This is a genomic window from Sphingomonas sp. P4_G3 (genome assembly GCF_056401105.1).
The window spans coordinates 232,165-250,599 of record NZ_JBFUJZ010000001.1; the positions used below are offsets into that span (position 1 = coordinate 232,165).

The following is an 18,435-nucleotide window of genomic DNA, read 5'->3' on the forward strand; positions in this document are numbered from 1 at the left end:
TCGCGCTAGAACAGCGGGGTGACCCCGCAGGAACAACTCGACGGTTTCATCGACAAGTTCACGCCCGATATCGCGATGACGATCCGGCGCGCGGTGGCGATGGTGTCGGCGCGGCTGCCGGGCGCGACGATCCTGGTCTATGACAATTACAACGCGCTCGCGATCGCGTTTGGGGCGAGCGAGAAGCGCCAGTCGATCATTTGCTCGGTCGCTGGCTATCCGCGTTGGGTCAGCCTGTTCCTGTCCAACGGCCCGACATTGCCCGATCCCGAAGCACTGCTGGAAGGCGAGGGCAATACCGTTCGCCACGTCAAGCTGGTCGGCGACCGCATGAACAGCCCGGCGGTCGCCGCGCTGATCGATGCCGCCCTAGCCAGCGTTGCCACGCCGATCGATCCGGCGGGCGAGGGGCGGCTGGTGATCAAATCGGTCTCGGCCAAGCAACGAGCGCGGCGCCCGTGACGGCGCTGCCGCTCGAGTTCGGCCAGCATTTGTCGCGCGACCGGCGGCGCTCGGCGCATACCGTCCGCGCCTACGAGGCGACCGCTGTCCGCCTGGTTCAGTTTCTTGGCGAACATTGGGGCGAGGAGGCGGATCGCGCGGCGCTCGGCCGCGTGACGGCGGCCGATTTGCGCGCCTATCTCGCGCGGCGGCGTGGACAGGGCCTGGGCAATTCCTCGGCTGCCCGCGAGCTGTCGGCGGTCAAGACCTTCCTCAAATGGGCGGCGGGGGACGAGGCGTCGCCGCGGATGCGCGGGCCGCGCGCCAAGAAAGGCGTGCCGCGTCCGGTCTCGCCCGCCGATGCAATCGCATTGGCCGAAGAAGTCGCCGAGGACGCCGCCGAACCCTGGATTGCCGCGCGCGATTGGGCGGTGCTGCTGCTGCTTTATGGCGCAGGGCTGCGCATCGGCGAGGCGGTCGGGCTGACCGGCGCGATATTGCCGCTGGGCGAGGCGATGGCGGTCACCGGCAAGCGCGACAAGACGCGGATCGTGCCGCTGTTGCCCCAGGTGCGCGAGGCGATCCATGCCTATGTCGCGGCGTCGCCCTGGCCGGTGGTGCGGACCGAAGCGCTGTTTCGAGGGGCAAAGGGCGGGCCGCTATCGGCCGGCGTGGTCAGGAAATCCGTTCAGGCGGCGCGGATCCGGCTCGGGCTGGCCGACCGCACGACGCCACACGCGCTGCGGCACAGCTTCGCGACGCATCTGTTGGGGCGCGGTGCCGACCTCCGCCAGCTTCAGGAATTGCTCGGTCATGCCAGCCTGAGCTCGACCCAGATCTACACCGCAGTCGACGCCGCGCATTTGCTCGACGTGTACCGGAACGCGCATCCGCGGGCTTGAGGGAAGCAGTTTTCCCCTCCCTGCAAGGGAGGGGATCAAGGGGTGGGTGTTGCGCCGGGCGAGGCTCGATGCCTCGTCCGGCGCTTTTTGGTGAGCGATGAGTGAGTCTTTATAGGCGCGCAGACGCGCGCACCCACCCCTAGCCCCTCCCTATCAGGGAGGGGAATTTCAGGCGTCGCGAGTCTAAGCCCGCGGCTTCCACGTCACGACGCGCCACGCATACCAGACCGCAATTGCCGCGCAGATCGCGATCGCCGCCGGCCCGGTCCAGCCTTCGGCTTCGCGGAAATTGGCGCCGAGATACCAGCCCGCCCCGGTCAGAAACGCGTTCCAGATCGTCGTTCCGGCCAATGTCCAGACGATGAACTTCCACCGCGGCATTTTCGAGATGCCGGCCGGCAGCGACACGATCGACCGTCCGAACGGTGCGAAGCGGAGCGCGAACACCAGCCATTGGCCGTGGCGAAAGAAGAAATTGTCGATTCGCTCGACGTCCGACCAACTGACCGTCAGCCAGCGCCCGTTGCGGTCGACGAATGGCTTGAGCTTCTGCAACGGCACGTTGCGGCCGATCCAGTACCAGAAATAATTGCCCATCGTGGAGCCCAGGGTGCCGGCGATCATCACCCCGGCGAAGCTGAGCTTGCCATGCGCGACCGCGATCCCGGCGAAGCCCATGATGACCTCGGACGGGATCGGCGGGATGATATTCTCCAGCGCCATCCACAGGAAGATCGCCGCATAGCCCCATTGTTCGAGGCCATCGAGAAACCACTCGGTCATCCTGTTGCCGCGACCTTCTTCTCGATCGCGTCCCAGATCATTGCCGAGACATCCACGCCGTCGAGCCGCTCGATAGCGACGATGCCGGTGGGGGAGGTGACGTTGATCTCGGTCAGCCATTCGCCGCCGATCACGTCGATTCCGACGAACAGCAGCCCGCGCTTCTGGAGCTCGGGACCGAGCGCCGCGCAAATCTCGCGTTCCTTCGCGGTCAATTCGGTCTTCGCCGCCGACCCGCCGACCGCGAGGTTGGAGCGGAATTCGCCTTCGCCCGGAATGCGGTTGATCGCGCCGGCGATCTCGCCATCGACCAACACGATGCGCTTGTCGCCGCTGGCCACGCCGGGCAGGAACGCCTGGAGCATGTGCGGCTCGCGCCAGGTCATGTTGAACACCTCGATCAGCGCCGACAAATTGGTGCCCTCGCGGTCGACCTTGAACACCGCCTTGCCGCCATTGCCATGGATCGGCTTGACGACGATCTCGCCATGTTCGTGGAGGAATTTGCGCGCTTCCTCCAGGCTGCGCGTGACCAAGGTCGGCGGCATGAAGCGCGCGAAATCGAGTACGAACACCTTTTCCGGCGCGTTGCGGACGTTGGCGGGATCGTTGACCACCAGCGTCTTGTCCGCGATCCGCTCGAGCAGGTGGGTCGCGGTGATATAGCCCAGGTCGAACGGGGGATCCTGGCGCATCAGCACGACATCGGCCTCGTCGCCCAAATCCAGGTTCACCGGCTCGCCAAAGCTGAAATGCTTGCCGGCCACGCGCTCGACGGTGACCGGATGCGCCTTCGCCCAGACACGGCCGTCGCGATAATTGAGCGCATCGGCGGTATAATGGAATAGCCGGTGCCCGCGCGCCTGCGCCGTCAGCATCAGCGCAAAGCTCGAATCGCCGGCGATGTTGATCGACTCCATGGGATCCATCTGGACGGCGACATTCAGCGGCATGCGATTCTCTTTCCTTACTCGTCACCCCAGCGAACGCTGGGGTCTCGTCGGGCTTTTACCGCCAGAGATGCCAGCTTTCGCTGGCATGACGGTTGATGCTTTAGCGTATTAGTCGGCTATGTCACCCGATCCACGCATTCTCGATATGGCGAGGCCTGGTGCCGGGCGCCAGCAGGATAACGTCGACACGGATATCGTCGCCCGGCCCGGCATAACGCGGCATCAATACTTCGGCTGCCGCCGCTACCCGAGCGAGCCGCCGTTCGTCGATCGCGAAATCGAGTTCGGCCGCGGTCGCGCGCATCTTCACTTCGACGAACGCGATCAAATTGCCCTTGCGCGCGACGAGGTCGACTTCGCCCGCCGGCGTGCGGACGCGCTTGTCGAGGATGCGCCAGCCCTTGAGCCGAAGCCACCAGGCAGCGATCCGTTCCCCGCGCCGGCCCGAGGCCTCGGCGGCGCGGCGATCCCTCTTAAAGCCCCTCCCCTTCAGGGGAGGGGTTGGGGGTGGGGTGGGGTCTCCGGCGCTCAGCCAAGCCTCCCCCACCCCGACCCCTCCCCCGAAGGGGAGGGGCTATTGATGAGCTCCACACTCACTTCTTCATCTCCATCGCCCGCGCGTAGAGTTCGCGGCGATCCAGGTTCAGCCGCTTGGCCACTTCCCCCGCCGCCTTGCTCGCGGGCAGCCGCGTCAACGCCTCGGCCAGCGCGCTATCCGCATCCTCCACGCTCGCCGGTGCCGCCTCGCCCGGCGGCGCCACGACCACGACGATCTCCCCCTTGGGCGCCGCTTCGGCATAACGCGCGGCGAGCATCGACAATGTTCCCGTCACCGCTTCCTCGAACTTCTTGGTGATTTCGCGCGTCACCGCCGCTTCGCGGTCGCCGAGCTTCTCCGCCAGCAGCGCCAAAGTCGCCGCCAGCCGCGGGCCTGATTCGTACAGCACCAAAGTCGCGCGAATCGCCGCCACTTCGGCGATCGCTTCCGCCTTGGCCCCTGCTTTGGCCGGCAGGAAGCCGATGAACAGGAACCGGTCGGTCGGCAGCCCGGCCAGGGTCAGCGCTGCGATCGCCGCGCACGGCCCGGGGATCGTCACCACTGCGTGCCCAGCCGCCCGCGCGTCGCGGACCAGTTTATAGCCGGGGTCGGAAATCAGCGGCGTCCCCGCGTCGCTGACCAACGCTACCGCCTCACGCCCCATCCGCTCGATCAGTCCGGGGCGAACGCGGTCGGCATTATGGTCGTGATAGGCGATCATCGGCCGTTTTATGCCGATGTGGCGGAACAGTCCCGCCGTCACGCGCGTATCCTCGACCGCGACCAAGGCGGCATTCGACAGTACGTGCGCCGCGCGCGGCGACAGGTCACCGAGATTGCCGATCGGGGTGGCGACGATATAGAGACCGGGCATAAGAACATCAGACATCAGGGGACCGTCATGGCAGAGGCAGCAACCGCACCGCAACGACTGACGCAATTAAAGCGGGCGGTTTTCCTGTTCGGACTGCTGGTGCTCAGCGCCTGTTCGACCGTCGTGCCGCGCTCCGGACCGCCGGTAGAGCGCGGTCCTGCGGTCGTCGCCCCGCCGGTCGCCCCGCCGGTGATGCCCGGCCTGCCGACCGATAACGAGCATCACATGGTGGCCTTGCTGGTCCCGCTGACCGGCAACAATGCCGGCGTCGGCAAGAGCATCGCCAATGCGACCCAGCTCGCTCTGCTCGATACCAACAACAGCTCGCTGCGCATCACCACTTACGACACCGCGACCGGCGCGGCCGCGGCGGCGCAGCGCGCGATCGATGACGGCGCGCGGGTAATTCTCGGGCCCTTGCTCGCCGAAGACGTTCGCGCGGTCGGTCCGATCGCCAAGCGCGCCGGGGTTCCGGTGATCAGTTTCTCCAACGATTCGAGTCTGGCCGGATCGGGCGCATATCTGATGGGCTATTCGCCGGGCCAGTCGATCGAGCGAGTCGTCGATTATGCCCGCGATCAGGGGATCACTACTTATGGCGGCCTGGTCGCCAACGGCGTCTATGGCCAGCGCGCTTCGACCGCGTTTCTGCGCGCGGTCGAATCCGCCAAGGGCCAGGTGATCTCGCTGCAGAATTACGATCACACCAACCCGTCGATCACCGGCGCGACGTTGCGCCTCGGCAAGGCCGGTTCGGTCGGCGCGGTCCTGGTCGTCGATGACGGGGCGACGGCGGCGGGGATCGTCCCGCTGCTGCGGCGCAACGGAGAGGCCGGCGCGCGCGTGCTCGGCACCGAACGCTGGAACACCGAGGCATCGATCGCCGCCAAGCCGGCGCTCAACGGCGCGTGGTTCGCCAGCGTGCCCGACACTCTCTACCGCCAATATGCGGTCAAATACCGCGCACGGTTCGGCGCCGCTCCCTATCGCCTGTCGAGCATGGGCTATGACGCGGTATTGCTGACCATCCGCATCGCGCGCGACTGGCGGATCGGCGCGTCGTTCCCGGAGGACCGCTTGCGCGACAAGGACGGCTTTTCGGGCATTGACGGCGCGTTCCGGTTCAGCCGCGACGGCATCGCCGAACGTGCGTTGGAGGTGCAGGAAATTCGTGGTGGCACGACGGTGACGATCTCGCCCGCGCCAGCGGGGTTCTAACAGCTAGAAAATCCTCCCCGTTTACGGGGAGGGGGACCGACGCGCAGCGGCGGTGGAGGGGTGGGCCACATATGTCATCGCTCGCGGCCCACCACTCCCTCCACCGCGCTATCGCGCGGTCCCCCTCCCACAAGTGGGGGAGGATTTTTAGTTTGCCAAACGGCTAAGTTTTGCCCATGGTTATCCATATGGATAACCATCAACTCGCGCTCGACTCCGCTTTTCATGCGCTCGCCGATCCGACCAGAAGGGCGGTCGTCGGCCGGCTCGTCAGGGGGCCGGCGGCGGTGACGGAGTTGGCTTCGCCCTTCGCCATGGCGCTGCCGTCGTTCATGAAGCACCTGCGCGTGCTGGAAAAAGACGGGCTGATCCGCTCCGAGAAGATCGGCCGCGTCCGCACCTGCCGGATCAATGCCGAGCGGCTCGCCGCCGCTGAATCCTGGCTTTCCGAGCAACGCGAGATCTGGCGATCCAGAGCCGATCGTCTCGCCGACTTTGTCGAAACCCAACTGCCCGAGGAGCAATGACCATGCCCATCGACTCGTCCGAACTCACGATCGATCGCTTCATCGCGGCACCGCCCGCCCGGGTGTGGAAAGCGTGGAGCACGCCCGATCATCTGGCGAAATGGTGGATACCGGCGCCGATCGAATGCCAGGTGGTCAAGCTAGACTTGCGCCCCGGCGGCGGGTTCGAGACGCTAATGCGCGAAGGCGACGGGGATTTCCAGCCGCATGTCGAAGCCTGTTTCCTGGAGGTCGTTCCCAAATCACGCCTGGTCTTCACCACCGTGCTCAGGGAAGGCTGGCATCCGCTCGAGCCGTGGCTCGCGCTGACCGCGATCATCACCTTCGAAGCGGAAGGCGACGGCACCCGCTACGCTTCCCGGGTGCTGCACAAGACTGCGGGCGATGCGCGCAAGCATGAGGAGATGGGATTCGAGGAAGGCTGGGGAACGGCGATCGGTCAACTCGCGGCTTTCGTCGCGGGCCACGCCTGAGCAGCCCGAGTCGTCGCCTGCGTTAGGCCGTCAGATTCTCCGGCGACCGTACGATCTCGCCCAGGATGGCATTAAGTACCGGCATACCCGCGTCGGTGGCGGCGAGGCGCGATGCATCGCGTGCCAGCAGGCCCTGCGCGACCAGTCGTTCGATCGCGGCCAGGTCGGCAAGCGCGCCGATCGAACGCTCGCCGAGCGCCGAAATGCGCGCCAGGTCGATCCCTTCGGCCAGCCGCAGGCCCATCAGCGTCGCTTCGACCGCACGTTCTCGCGGTGTGAGTGGTTCTTCCTGCTCGATGCCGTGGCCATTGCGCGCGACCGCCTCGATCCAATTCTCCGGTTTGCGCCGCCGCTGCGTCGCGACGCCGGTGCGCCGGCCATGCGCGCCCGGTCCGATCCCGGCATAATCCTGGTAGCGCCAATAGGTCAGGTTGTGGCGGCTTTCCGCGCCTGCCCGCGCATGGTTGGAAATCTCGTACGCGGGCATTCCAGCGCTCGCGGTCAAGGCGCGGGTCAGTTCGAACAGATCGGCGGCGCGGTCATCGTCGGGCAGCACCAGCCGCCCGGCCAGCGCCTCGGTCTGGAACCGTGTGCCCGGCTCGATCGTCAGCTGATAGAGCGACAGATGCTCGGTGCCGAACGACAGCGCGCGCGCGAGTTCGGCGTGCCAGTCGGCCAATCCCTGGTCGGGCCGCGCATAGATCAGGTCGAAGCTGACCCGGTCGAACACGCGCTGTGCGGTGTCGAGCGCGGCCAGCCCTTCTGTCACGTCATGGGCGCGGCCCAGAAAGGCCAAGGTCTTATTGTCGAGCGCCTGCAGCCCCAGGCTCACCCGGTTGACGCCAGCCGCGGCAAGATCGGCGAACCGTGCCGCCTCGACTGACGATGGGTTGGCCTCCAGTGTGATTTCGATCCCCGGCTCGAATCCCCAGGCGCGTTCGGCGGCATCGAGCACTGCCGCCACCGTCGCCGGGGGCATCAGCGACGGCGTGCCGCCGCCAAAGAAGATCGATCCCAGTCGCCGCCCGGGCAACACCGACGCCTCGTGCGCCAGGTCGGCGAGCAACGCGTCGCGCCACCTCTCCTGGTCGACGCTCTCGCGGACATGGCTGTTGAAGTCGCAATAGGGACATTTCGACACGCAGAACGGCCAATGGACGTATAAGGCGAGGGGCTCGGACATCAGACCCGAGCATATGGAGACGCGCGCATGATCAGGAAAGCAGGGATCGCGCTACTGGCGATGGCGCTGACCGCGTGCGGGGCGCAAAGCGGCCCGGAGCGCGTGGTCGAGCCGCGCAACGGTGCCGCGCCCGCGCAGCGCGGCGGCGCCTTGCTTCGCCAGATCATGCTCGCCAGGCACAACGACGCGCGCCGCGCGGTTGGCGCCCCGCCGCTCGCCTGGGACGATGGCCTCGCCGCGCACGCGCTCGATTATGCCCGCGAACTCGCCCGTACCCGCCGCTTTCAGCACGCGCCGCAGCCGATGGGGCCGGGGCGCGAGGGCGAGAACCTCTTCACCGGCACGCGCGACGCTTATTCCTTTGCCGAGATGATCCAGTACTGGATCGACGAGCGGAAGTGGTTCGTGAACGCCCCCGCGCCCGATTTCAGCACCACCGGCAACGGCGAGGCGGTGGCGCATTACACCCAGATCATCTGGCGCACGACGACGCGGGTCGGCTGCGCGGTCGCGAGCAACGATCGCGACGATTACCTCGTCTGCCGCTACGCGCCGCCGGGCAACGTGATAGGGTTGAGGGCGCTTTAAGCCTTCGCGCCGAGCGTTCGTTAACGTCGCGCGCGCGATAGTGCGGCAATGATCCGCTATCGTATCCTCGCCGCGATCGCGCTGCTGCCGCTGACCGCGAACGCGCCGATGCCGCGTCCGGGTGGCGTCGCCTTCATCCGCGCGATGCTCGACAGCCAGAACGAGGCGCGCCGCGCCGCGGGCGTGCCCGAGATCAGTTGGGACGACAATCTCGCCGTCGATGCGCAGCAATGGGCCGACCATCTCGCCGGCACCAGCAGCTTCTATCATTCGGACAATGATCGCGGCAGCGACCCCGACGGAGAGGGTGAGAACCTCTTCATGGGCACGCAGGACGCGTACAGCTATCAGCAGATGGTCGGTATGTGGGTCGATGAGAAGAAGTTCTATCGCGACGGCGTGATGCCCAACCTCTCGACCACCGGGAATTGGGACGATGTCGGGCATTACACCCAGATCATCTGGAGCTCGACCCGCCGCGTCGGCTGCGCGCTCGCGAACAATGGCGAGGACGATTATCTCGTCTGCCGCTATTCCGAACCGGGCAATTTCTACGGCGAGAGCCCGCGCTGACCCCGACTTAGAGAACCGCGTCGACCAACTGCCCGAACGCCGCCGCGCGGTGCGTCAGCGGGGTCTTCTCGTCGTGCGGCATCTCGCCGAACGTACGGTCATGGCCGTTAGGCACGAACATCGGATCGTAGCCAAAGCCATGCTCGCCGCGCGGCGGCCAGACCAGCAAGCCATCGACGCGCCCCTCGAACCATTCGACATGACCATCGGGCCAGGCGAGCGCCAGCGCGCAGACGAAATGGGCATCGCGAACCGCATCGGGTCCGGCCGCCGCGAGCTTGTCTTCGACCAGCTTCATCGCCAGGCCGAAATCCTTGCCCGGCCCCGCCCAGCGTGCCGAGAAGATGCCCGGATCGCCGTTCAGCGCCTCGACGCACAGCCCGCTATCGTCGGCCAGCGCCGGCAAGCCCGACAGATCGGCCGCTTGCAGCGCTTTCAATTCGGCATTGGCGACGAAGGTCGTGCCGGTTTCCTCAGGCTCGGGCAGGTCGAGCGACTTCGCCGAGACGGGCTGGATTCCGTAGGGCCCGAGCAGCGCCTCGATCTCGCGCACCTTGCCTTCATTGTGGCTGGCGATGACCAATTTGCCCGGCGCCAGCTTGCGGATCGCCTGGGGCGCGTCGCCGCCAATTCCCTCGTCCGGTCCGCTCATGCCGATCCAACCGCTTTTGCCTGTGCCGCGAAAATCTCGTTACAGCCGATCCGCGCGAGCCGAAGCAGCCTCAACAACGCTTCCTCGTCATAGGTTGCATGTTCGGCGGTCGCTTGCGCCTCGGCGATATGGCCGTTTTCGAGCAGGACGAAATTGGCGTCGGCATCGGCGTTCGAATCCTCGTCATAATCGAGGTCGAGCACCGGCGTACCCTGAAAGATGCCGCAGCTGACCGCCGCGACTTTCTGGGTCAGCGGATCGCTGGTCAGCTTGCCGTCGCGCATCAGTCCGTTGATCGCCAGCCTGAGCGCCACCCAGGCGCCCGAGATGGAAGCGGTGCGCGTGCCGCCATCAGCCTGGATGACGTCGCAATCGAGCGTGATCTGGTGCTCGCCGAGCAGCGACAGGTCGGTCACCGCGCGCAAGCTGCGCCCGATCAACCGCTGGATTTCCTGCGTCCGTCCCGATTGCTTGCCGCGCGCCGCCTCGCGCGCGCCGCGAGTGTGCGTCGCGCGCGGCAGCATGCCATATTCGGCGGTGACCCAACCCGATCCCTTGCCGCGCAGCCAGGGTGGCAGGCGGTCCTCGACCGAGGCGGTGACCAGCACCTTGGTGTCGCCGAACCCGACCAGCACCGATCCCTCGGCATGCTTGGTGAAATGGGGCTCGATGGTGATCGTACGCATTTGATCGGGGGCGCGGCCGCTGGGGCGCATGAAAGTCTCCTGAAACTGGTGGCGATGGCCCTAGGGCCTCAAACCACGGGCGGCAATCACCTCGATGCGGAGCGTTTGCGGCGAGGGGTGGGATTGAGCCGCGGGCCCACCCCGCCTAGATCAACAGGATGACCGCTCCCGCCGTCACCGAATTGTCCGATCGCGCGCGCGACATCTTTCGCGCGGTGGTGGAAGGCTATCTCGACACCGGCCAGCCGGTGGGGTCGCGCACGCTTGCCGATGCCGGGGCATTCAGCCTGTCGCCGGCGTCGATCCGCAACGTCATGGCCGAGCTCGAAGCGCTTGGGCTGCTCAGCCATCCGCATACCAGCGCCGGGCGCATGCCGACCGATACCGGGCTACGCCTGTTCGTCGACGGGATGATGCGCGTTGCCGAGCCGAGCCTGGAGGAACGCGCGGCGATCGAAGGCAGGGCAGTGCGCTCAGGCCCGGTCGAAGAGGCGCTGGCCGCGACCACGGCGGCGCTCAGTGGCCTGTCGGCTTGCGCTGGATTGGTGCTGGTGCCGCGGAGCGAATTGGTGCTGCGCCAGATCAGCTTCGTGCCGCTGTCGCCGGATCGTGCGCTCGCGGTGATCGTCGGCGATGACGGCCAGGTCGAGAACCGCGTCGTCGATCTCGCGCCCGGCACCAGCCAGGCGGCCTTGGTCGAGGCCGGCAATTACATGTCGGCGACCCTGGCCGGGTTGACCCTGGCCGAGGCGCGCATCCGGCTCGACCGCCAGCTCGCTGCTGACCGCGCCGCGCTCGACAAGGCCGCGGCGACCTTGGTCGAACAGGGCATCGCGGTGTGGAGCGAGGATTCGGATCGCCGGCCGGTGCTGATCGTGCGCGGGCAGGGGCGGCTGATCGATGCCGCCGCGGCCGAGGATCTCGAGCGCATCCGTGACCTGCTCGACGATCTCGAGGGCAAGCAGGAAATCGCCGGGCTGCTCGACAGCGCGCGCACTGCCGAATCGACCCGAATCTTCATTGGCGCGGAGAACAAATTGTTCGCGCTGTCGGGTTCGTCGGTCATCGCGCGACCGTTCCGCGGGATCGACGGGCGGGTGGTCGGCGTGGTGGGGGTTATCGGGCCGACCCGGTTGAACTATGCGCGAGTCGTGCCCATGGTGGATTTCACCGCCGCAACCCTCTCCCGTTTGATCGGTTGAGAGGCAGCAATTTTCCGGGGCCAAGACGAAGAGAATGATGACCGAAGACGAAAAAATCGACACCGCGACCGCCAACAGCGCCGAGGACCTTCGCGCCGAAACCGCGGAGGCCGCACCCGAACTGGCCGAGCACGACCGTGTCGCCCAATTGGAAGCCGAACTCGCCGAGGCCAAGGCCGCGGTAATGTACGCGCATGCCGAGGCACAGAACGTCCGCCGCCGTGCCGAAAAGGAAGCCGCCGACACGCGTGCCTATGCCGTGACCAGTTTCGCGCGCGAAATTTTGTCGGTTGCCGACAATCTGGCGCGCGGCCTGTCGGCGATCCCCGCGGACCTGCGCGACGACGACCGGCTGAAAGGCCTGATCGCCGGGCTCGAAGCGACCCAGCGCGAGCTCGACGCGGTATTCCAGCGCAACGGCGTCACCAAGATCGCCGCGATGGGCCTGCCGCTCGATCCCAACCAGCACCAGGCGATGCTCGAAATCCCGTCGGACCAGTCGCCCGGCACGATCGTCCAGGAAATGCAGGCGGGATACATGCTCCGCGACCGATTGCTGCGTCCGTCGCTGGTGGGCGTCGCGAAGAAGCCGGATTAAAAATCCTCCCCGGTACGGGGAGGGGGACCGCTCGCGTAGCGAGTGGTGGAGGGGGCCCTCCACGCCTACGTCGCTTGGGGCCCGCCCCCTCCACCAAGCCGCTTCGCGTCTTGGTCCCCCTCCCCGTGCCGGGGAGGAATTTACAGGAATTTCCGCCGCTCCCGCTTCAACCCCTCCCGCAAGAGGGATCGGGTTGATATGGCATGAGAATGAACCCAAATCTCACCGCCGAGCGTCCGACCTTCGTCACGCATCTCGAATGCTCGCTGACCGGCGAGCAATATGAGGCGGACCAGTTGCACGGCCTGTCGCGCGCCGGGCGACCGCTGCTGGTGCGCTACGATCTCGGCGCGGTGCGCGGGTTCGTGCCGCGCGCGATGATCGAGGCGCGGCCGACCGATCTGTGGCGTTGGCGTGAGCTGCTGCCCGTCCGCCATACCGAGAACATTGTGAGTTTGGGCGAGATCGAAACACCCCTGGTTTCGATCCCTAAATCGGGCGGCCCTAACGTGCTGGTCAAGGACGAAGGCCGGTTGCCGACCGGATCGTTCAAGGCGCGCGGGCTGGTGATGGCGGTGGCGATGGCTAAGGAATTGGGCGTCACCAGGATCGCGATGCCGACCAATGGCAATGCCGGCGCCGCGCTGGCGGCCTATGCCAGTCGCGTCGGCATCGAGACGATCGTGCTGTGCCCTGACGACACGCCCGAGATCAACGTGCGCGAGATCGCGGCTCAGGGTGCGCGGGTCTATCGCGTCAACGGGCTGATCGACGAATGCGGCGCGATCGTCGGCAAGGGCGCTGCCGAGGGCCTCTGGTTCGATTTCTCGACGCTCAAGGAGCCGTATCGGATCGAGGGCAAGAAGACGATGGGCCTTGAGCTCGCCGCCCAATTGGGCTGGCGGCTGCCCAAGGCGATCTTCTATCCGACCGGCGGCGGCACCGGTTTGATCGGCATGTGGAAAGCGTTCGACGAACTCGAGCAACTCGGCTGGATCGGCCCCGAGCGGCCCAAGATGTTCGCGGTCCAGGCCTCGGGCTGCGCTCCGATCGTGCGCGCGTTCGAAGCGGGCGAAGTGCATGCCGAACGCTGGGAGGATGCGCACACTATCGCCGCCGGTATCCGTGTTCCCAAGGCGATCGGCGATTTCCTGATCCTGCGCGCCGTGCGTCAGAGCGGCGGCAAGGCAGTTGCGGTGGGCGACCCGGCGATCCTGCGCGCGGCCGACGATTGCGCGAAGAAGGACGGCCTGCTGCTCTGCCCCGAAGGCGGCGCGACGCTCGCCGCCTATCGTCAGGCGCTCGCCGACGGGCTGGTCGACGAGGAGGACGAGGTGGTGCTGTTCAATTGCGCGACCGGCCTCAAATATCCGATGCCCGACGCCGCCGAGACGCTCGACAAGAACGGGGCTATCGATCTGGCGGCGTTGTGAGATGACCAGTGCTCCCGCGAAAGCGGGAGCCCAGAGTCCCAAGGGAAATCGCCTGTGGCCCTAGGCTCCTGCTTTCGCAGGAGCACTGAATCTTACGTCGACGCCTATCGACGCTCGCGATCGTCCCGATCCTCAGGATCGTCCTTGAGCGGGTTCACCCAGGTGTGGTTCTCGACGATGATCGAGCGGATCGGCGTCCCGTTCTCGTCGAGCGAGGGCCGGTAGCGGAAGCGTTGCTCGATCAGCCGGCAGGTGGTGGTGTCGAGCAGCGCATAGCCGCTCGATCGCGTTACTCGGCAGTCGCTGACGCTGCCGTCGACATTGACGAAATAGCGCACCGATACCCGGCCTTCGACGCCGGATTCCCAGGCCGATTCGGGGATATCCGACGATTTGAGGCGGCCGCTCTTGTAGCGCGGCGCGATCTCGCGACCGTCGCCATCGCCGCCCCCGTCGCCGTCGCCCGCGCCGCCGCTCCCGGTGCCGTTGCCGATCCCGCCCGCGCCGGTGCCTGGCCCCGCGATCGGTGCTGCGCCCTGGGTCGATTGGTTGCCCTGGAACGGCTTGGTCGCCGCTGGTAGCGGCGGGGGAGGGACGGTGGGCGTCGGCACCGGCGGCGCGGTGACTTCGGTCGCCTTCGACTTGATATTGGGCGGCGCGGCCTTGCCTTCGGTCTTGTGGCTTGGCTTGGGCTGGGTCTCGACCTTGATCTCGGGCGGAGGCGGTGGCGGCACGAACGCAAGCAAGTCGTTTTCGACCGCCCCGATCGTCGGCAGGTTCACGACCAGCCCCGCGACTAACAGATACAGGATCGCCGCCTGCACCAGAGCGGCGCCGATCAGGCCCTTGAGGCGTTCGGGAGTTATCGCTGTCGTCATTATCGAGCGGGCCTATGCACGCGACCAACTGAACGCGCGCTGTCCGCTCCCGGTTGCCTGAATGCGTGCGCCTGTCAGGGCATGGTTGCTTCTTGCACCATGTCGAACTCGCGCACGCCCCGCGCGCGCCGGGCGGCATTGACGAGGTCGCGCAATTTCTCGCGCCGCGGCTGCGCCTGTTCGACATAGCGGATCACGAACGGGCGGCCGGCGGTGGTCTCGTCGCTCGACAGCAAGGTAACGGTACCGATCCCCGCCCATTGGTTGATCAGCGAAAAGTCGATCCGGATATCCTTGATTCGATAGAGCTCGATCTCGTCGATCGATTTTCGGAGGATGCCGCGGTGCAGGATCAGCCGGTCTTCGGTCACTTCGTACGTGGTGGCGAGATTCTGGACCCATTTCGCCGCTGCGATCAGCGCCGCTAGGGCGACGAAGCCGAGCGGAAATGGCGTGCCCGTCACCAGGGTACCCACCACGCCGATCGGCACGAGCAACAGCGTTCCCCAACCAGCCAGCGTGCCGCGCAGCCAGCCCCAGGTCGAAGAACGGAAACGATCAAGCGTCTGTGACATTGGCATCTCCCTGGGCGGAGTAGTTTAGCGCAGCCGAAGGGATAGGCCAGACCCACCGACGTCATGCCGGCCTTGTGCCGGCATCCACCGGGCGTCGAGCCCAGTCTATGGAGTCTCTTGCTTCGGACGTGCCTCCCGGTGGCGTTCGAGCGAGATCGTGTCCCCCGGACACGATCTTGGCTTGCCGGGGGCAAGCCAAAGCTCGAACGGGCACCAGGCCGGGGTGACGGAGTATCAGTGGTGCGCATCCTCATGCACCGCCCGAAACGGCAAGATCGTCTTCAACTGCTGCAACGGCGGCGCGCCCGGGATCAGTGCGTTATGGCCCAACAGAAACGCGTGCCGCACGATCTCGGCTTGTTGCTCGATTCCGTATTTGCGCAGCTCCCAGCCGGGCTTCACGGCGTAGTCGTACCTTGCCCACGGCACGCGGCGGAGTGGCAGGAAGATGCCCGATTGGTGCTGCCAGATATGCACCATTTCGTGCACGAACAGCCCTTGTTCGCCCAATTCGGTATGGCTGAAATCGTCGCGATAGGCCGTGCCGTGCGGATGGAAATGGATCCGGCCGCGCGGGCTCATCACCACGCTCCTGGGCTGGAAGAACGCCCATTTGCCAAGCACCACGCGTACCGGCGTGAAGTCGATCGCGTCGCCAAACACCGACCGTGCCAGATCGATCTCGCCGGTGGTCAGCGGGCGGAGTTCCTGCCTCACGCCAAGTTACTCATTCCGGCGCTGGGTCGCCCGCGCCAACCACCTTTGCGGGTGCGGTCAGGCTATGGCCGTCGGCGAAAGTGAAGGTCAGCGGCACGGTTCCGCCGGCGGTCGCCTTGAGACCATAGAGCATGACGTGCTTGCCGCCGGGTGCGAACGTGACCTCGCCGGCGGCGCGCAGCGCGACGAGCTTGAGCGGGGCCATCGACATCATGCCCCCGGCGTTCATGCTCTCGTGCATCTCGCTGCGGACCGCGGCGGTCGTCGAGACGCCGGTCAGCGTTGCGTCCTTGGGACCGCCTTTCAGCGTGAAATAGGCCGCGGACGGGTTCGATGGCACCGCGGCGAGCCGGATCCAGGCCTTGCCGACGGACACCTCCTTGGGCTGTTGGCAGGCCGACAAAGCGACGATCGCGGGAACCAGCAGCAGCGCGGACTTCATTCCTTCTCCTTCCCACTTTGGGAACACTTGAAATCCCTAGGCACGACGCAATCTTGCGGCAAGCGAATCCCCCCCTATATCGCCGGGGTATTTGGTGCTTGCGTCGCCTCTCGTGAGGGGCGCGGGCTGGGTTTTATTTTGATTGAGGGGCCACAGAGGACCAATGGCAAAAGTAATCGGTATCGACCTGGGTACGACCAACAGCTGCGTTGCCGTAATGGAAGGCGGCAAGCCCAAGGTGATCGAAAATGCGGAAGGCGCGCGTACCACGCCCTCCATCGTCGCCTTCGCCAAGGATGGCGAGCGCCTGATCGGCCAGCCGGCCAAGCGCCAGGCGGTGACCAATCCCGACAATACGGTATTCGCGGTGAAGCGCCTGATCGGCCGCCGCTTCGACGACCCGGTGACCAAGAAGGACACCGAACTGGTCCCGTATCATATCGTCAAGGGCGCCAATGGCGACGCTTGGGTCCAGGCCGGCGGCCAGGATTACAGCCCCTCGCAGATTTCGGCCTTCATCCTGCAGAAGATGAAGGAAACCGCCGAATCGTATCTCGGTGAGACGGTGACCCAGGCGGTCATCACCGTGCCGGCCTATTTCAACGACGCGCAGCGCCAGGCGACCAAGGACGCCGGCCAGATTGCGGGTCTCGAAGTGCTGCGTATCATCAACGAGCCGACCGCGGCCGCCCTGGCCTATGGCCTGGAGAAGCAGGACGGCAAGACGATCGCGGTCTATGACCTTGGCGGCGGCACGTTCGACATTTCGGTCCTCGAGATCGGCGACGGCGTGTTCGAAGTGAAGGCGACCAATGGCGACACTTTCCTGGGCGGTGAGGATTTCGACAACAAGCTGGTCGAATTCCTGGCCAACCAGTTCAAGAAGAAGGAAGGTCTCGACCTCCGCACCGACAAGCTCGCGCTGCAGCGGCTGAAGGAAGCCGCCGAGAAGGCGAAGATCGAGCTGTCGTCGGCCGCGACGACCGAGGTCAACCTGCCCTTCATCACCGCGCGCATGGAAGGCGGTTCGTCGACCCCGCTGCATCTGGTGGAGACGATCACTCGCGCCGATCTCGAAAAGCTGGTCGAGGATTTGATCAAGCGCACGCTCGATCCGTGCAAGAAGGCGCTGGCCGATGCCGGCGTCAAGGCGTCGGACATCAGCGAAGTCGTGCTGGTCGGCGGCATGACCCGCATGCCGCGCGTCCGTGAGGTCGTGAAGGACTTTTTCGGCAAGGAGCCGCACACCGGCGTCAACCCGGACGAGGTTGTCGCGATGGGCGCCGCGATCCAGGCCGGCGTGCTGCAAGGCGACGTCAAGGACGTGCTGCTGCTCGACGTGACTCCGCTGTCGCTTGGCATCGAGACTTTGGGTGGCGTGTTCACCCGGATGATCGACCGCAACACCACGATCCCGACCAAGAAGGCGCAGACCTATTCGACTGCCGACGACAATCAGCAGGCGGTGACGATCCGCGTGTTCCAGGGCGAGCGCGAAATGGCGGCGGACAACAAGCTGCTGGGTCAGTTCGACCTGGTCGGCATTCCGCCGGCGCCGCGCGGCGTGCCGCAGATCGAGGTCACGTTCGACATCGACGCCAACGGCCTGGTCAATGTCAGTGCCAAGGACAAGGGCACCGGCAAGGAGCAGCAGATCCGCATCCAGGCCTCGGGCGGCCTGTCGGACGCCGACATCGAACAGATGGTCAAGGACGCCGAGCGCTTCGCCGACGAGGACAAGAAGCGGCGTGAAGGCGCCGAGGCGAAGAACAATGCCGAGAGCCTGATCCACACCACCGAGCGTCAGCTGGCCGATAATGGCGACAAGGTCGACGAGGCCCTGAAGTCCGAGATCGAGGCGGCGATCGCCGAGGCCAAGACCGCGGTCGAGGGCGGCGATCCCGAGGCAATGAAGGAAAAGGCCAGCGCGCTTGCCCAGGTCGCGATGAAGCTCGGCCAGGCGATCTACGAGAAGCAGGCGGCGTCCGAAGCCTCGCCCGCTGCCGATGGTGCTGCCGCGGGCAGCGAAGCCGGCGGCGAGGATGTGGTCGACGCCGAATTCTCCGAAGTGGACGACCACAAGGCGTAAGTGATGGACTTTACCCGTCATTCCCGCGAAAGCGGGAACCCATCTCCCTCGCTTCGACCGAGGCAGGATCAGGAGATGGGCTCCCGCCTTGGTGGGGGTGGCGGGGAAAG

The 18,435-nt window shown here is 66.1% G+C and carries 22 protein-coding genes; 11 read left to right on the forward strand and 11 right to left on the reverse strand.

Annotated elements, in window-relative coordinates:
* Positions 1-18: 18 nt before the first annotated feature.
* Both AC1DQQ_RS01060 and AC1DQQ_RS01065 read left to right on the forward strand, forming a co-directional pair.
* Positions 19-462 carry a hypothetical protein gene (locus AC1DQQ_RS01060; protein ID WP_478039956.1) on the forward strand — a complete coding sequence of 148 codons (444 nt, stop codon included), beginning with the start codon at positions 19-21 and terminating at the stop codon, positions 460-462.
* On the forward strand, positions 459-1,343 hold the full coding sequence (locus AC1DQQ_RS01065) for a tyrosine recombinase XerC (protein WP_478044027.1): 885 nt from the start codon (positions 459-461) through the stop codon (positions 1,341-1,343). The genes AC1DQQ_RS01060 and AC1DQQ_RS01065 overlap by 4 nt, the downstream gene beginning before the upstream one ends.
* 183 nt (positions 1,344-1,526) lie before the next feature.
* Here AC1DQQ_RS01065 and AC1DQQ_RS01070 read toward each other — a convergent pair whose 3' ends face one another.
* The 4 genes from AC1DQQ_RS01070 to rsmI form a co-directional block, all read right to left on the reverse strand.
* On the reverse strand, positions 1,527-2,126 hold the full coding sequence (locus AC1DQQ_RS01070; protein WP_478044028.1) for a DedA family protein: 600 nt from the start codon (positions 2,124-2,126) through the stop codon (positions 1,527-1,529).
* Positions 2,123-3,079 carry a glutathione synthase gene (gene gshB / locus AC1DQQ_RS01075; protein WP_478044029.1) on the reverse strand — a complete coding sequence of 319 codons (957 nt, stop codon included), beginning with the start codon at positions 3,077-3,079 and terminating at the stop codon, positions 2,123-2,125. Before gshB ends, AC1DQQ_RS01070 begins: the two co-directional genes overlap by 4 nt.
* Positions 3,080-3,200: 121 nt before the next feature.
* Positions 3,201-3,572, reverse strand: coding sequence for a YraN family protein (locus AC1DQQ_RS01080; RefSeq protein WP_478028231.1), 372 nt, complete (start codon positions 3,570-3,572; stop codon positions 3,201-3,203).
* A gap of 100 nt (positions 3,573-3,672) precedes the next feature.
* Positions 3,673-4,506 carry a 16S rRNA (cytidine(1402)-2'-O)-methyltransferase gene (gene rsmI, locus AC1DQQ_RS01085; RefSeq protein WP_478044030.1) on the reverse strand — a complete coding sequence of 278 codons (834 nt, stop codon included), beginning with the start codon at positions 4,504-4,506 and terminating at the stop codon, positions 3,673-3,675.
* A gap of 12 nt (positions 4,507-4,518) precedes the next feature.
* Here rsmI and AC1DQQ_RS01090 point away from each other — a divergent pair, with 12 nt between their 5' ends.
* The 3 genes from AC1DQQ_RS01090 to AC1DQQ_RS01100 all read left to right on the forward strand — a co-directional run bounded on the left by AC1DQQ_RS01090 (position 4,519) and on the right by AC1DQQ_RS01100 (position 6,709).
* Positions 4,519-5,709, forward strand: a complete 1,191-nt coding sequence (locus AC1DQQ_RS01090; RefSeq protein ID WP_478027711.1) for a penicillin-binding protein activator — start codon at positions 4,519-4,521, stop codon at positions 5,707-5,709.
* A 176-nt stretch (positions 5,710-5,885) separates the two neighbouring features.
* Positions 5,886-6,236 (forward strand): ArsR/SmtB family transcription factor, encoded by a 351-nt coding sequence (locus tag AC1DQQ_RS01095; protein WP_478027712.1) that lies wholly within the window; start codon positions 5,886-5,888, stop codon positions 6,234-6,236.
* A gap of 2 nt (positions 6,237-6,238) precedes the next feature.
* The gene (locus tag AC1DQQ_RS01100) at positions 6,239-6,709 is read left to right on the forward strand and encodes an SRPBCC family protein (RefSeq protein ID WP_478044031.1); all 471 of its coding nucleotides are present in this window, start codon (positions 6,239-6,241) and stop codon (positions 6,707-6,709) included.
* A 22-nt stretch (positions 6,710-6,731) separates the two neighbouring features.
* Here AC1DQQ_RS01100 and hemW read toward each other — a convergent pair whose 3' ends face one another.
* The gene (gene hemW / locus AC1DQQ_RS01105; RefSeq protein ID WP_478044032.1) at positions 6,732-7,892 is read right to left on the reverse strand and encodes a radical SAM family heme chaperone HemW; all 1,161 of its coding nucleotides are present in this window, start codon (positions 7,890-7,892) and stop codon (positions 6,732-6,734) included.
* 27 nt (positions 7,893-7,919) lie between these two features.
* On the opposite strand from hemW, the gene AC1DQQ_RS01110 reads away from it, so the two are divergent.
* The gene (locus AC1DQQ_RS01110) at positions 7,920-8,480 is read left to right on the forward strand and encodes a CAP domain-containing protein (RefSeq protein WP_478044033.1); all 561 of its coding nucleotides are present in this window, start codon (positions 7,920-7,922) and stop codon (positions 8,478-8,480) included.
* 48 nt (positions 8,481-8,528) lie between these two features.
* Positions 8,529-9,053, forward strand: coding sequence for a CAP domain-containing protein (locus AC1DQQ_RS01115; RefSeq protein WP_478044034.1), 525 nt, complete (start codon positions 8,529-8,531; stop codon positions 9,051-9,053).
* Positions 9,054-9,060: 7 nt separating this feature from the next.
* On the opposite strand, the gene rdgB is transcribed toward AC1DQQ_RS01115, so the two are convergent.
* Together rdgB and rph are read right to left on the reverse strand one after the other, a co-directional pair.
* On the reverse strand, positions 9,061-9,705 hold the full coding sequence (rdgB, locus tag AC1DQQ_RS01120; protein ID WP_478044035.1) for an RdgB/HAM1 family non-canonical purine NTP pyrophosphatase: 645 nt from the start codon (positions 9,703-9,705) through the stop codon (positions 9,061-9,063).
* Positions 9,702-10,421 carry a ribonuclease PH gene (gene rph / locus AC1DQQ_RS01125; protein ID WP_478044036.1) on the reverse strand — a complete coding sequence of 240 codons (720 nt, stop codon included), beginning with the start codon at positions 10,419-10,421 and terminating at the stop codon, positions 9,702-9,704. The genes rdgB and rph overlap by 4 nt, the downstream gene beginning before the upstream one ends.
* A gap of 128 nt (positions 10,422-10,549) precedes the next feature.
* On the opposite strand from rph, the gene hrcA reads away from it, so the two are divergent.
* The 3 genes from hrcA to AC1DQQ_RS01140 all read left to right on the forward strand — a co-directional run bounded on the left by hrcA (position 10,550) and on the right by AC1DQQ_RS01140 (position 13,624).
* Positions 10,550-11,593, forward strand: coding sequence for a heat-inducible transcriptional repressor HrcA (gene hrcA, locus AC1DQQ_RS01130; RefSeq protein ID WP_478039975.1), 1,044 nt, complete (start codon positions 10,550-10,552; stop codon positions 11,591-11,593).
* Positions 11,594-11,630: 37 nt separating this feature from the next.
* The gene (grpE, locus tag AC1DQQ_RS01135) at positions 11,631-12,191 is read left to right on the forward strand and encodes a nucleotide exchange factor GrpE (RefSeq protein ID WP_478044037.1); all 561 of its coding nucleotides are present in this window, start codon (positions 11,631-11,633) and stop codon (positions 12,189-12,191) included.
* 209 nt (positions 12,192-12,400) lie between these two features.
* Positions 12,401-13,624, forward strand: a complete 1,224-nt coding sequence (locus AC1DQQ_RS01140; protein WP_478044038.1) for a threonine synthase — start codon at positions 12,401-12,403, stop codon at positions 13,622-13,624.
* Positions 13,625-13,728: 104 nt separating this feature from the next.
* Here AC1DQQ_RS01140 and AC1DQQ_RS01145 read toward each other — a convergent pair whose 3' ends face one another.
* From AC1DQQ_RS01145 to AC1DQQ_RS01160, 4 genes are all read right to left on the reverse strand, one after another.
* Positions 13,729-14,502: an energy transducer TonB gene (locus AC1DQQ_RS01145; protein ID WP_478044039.1), complete on the reverse strand. Its 774-nt coding sequence runs from the start codon at positions 14,500-14,502 to the stop codon at positions 13,729-13,731.
* Between the two features lie 74 nt (positions 14,503-14,576).
* A complete protein-coding gene (locus AC1DQQ_RS01150; protein WP_478039981.1) occupies positions 14,577-15,077 on the reverse strand; it encodes a PH domain-containing protein in 501 nt (166 codons plus the stop codon).
* A 234-nt stretch (positions 15,078-15,311) separates the two neighbouring features.
* The gene (locus AC1DQQ_RS01155) at positions 15,312-15,794 is read right to left on the reverse strand and encodes a vgr related protein (protein WP_478044040.1); all 483 of its coding nucleotides are present in this window, start codon (positions 15,792-15,794) and stop codon (positions 15,312-15,314) included.
* A gap of 10 nt (positions 15,795-15,804) precedes the next feature.
* Complete coding sequence (locus AC1DQQ_RS01160) at positions 15,805-16,236, reverse strand: copper chaperone PCu(A)C (protein ID WP_478039985.1); 432 nt, start codon at positions 16,234-16,236, stop codon at positions 15,805-15,807.
* A 163-nt stretch (positions 16,237-16,399) separates the two neighbouring features.
* Between AC1DQQ_RS01160 and dnaK the strand changes: the two genes are divergently transcribed.
* Positions 16,400-18,325, forward strand: a complete 1,926-nt coding sequence (gene dnaK / locus AC1DQQ_RS01165; protein WP_478039987.1) for a molecular chaperone DnaK — start codon at positions 16,400-16,402, stop codon at positions 18,323-18,325.
* The last annotated feature ends 110 nt before the right edge of the window (positions 18,326-18,435 follow it).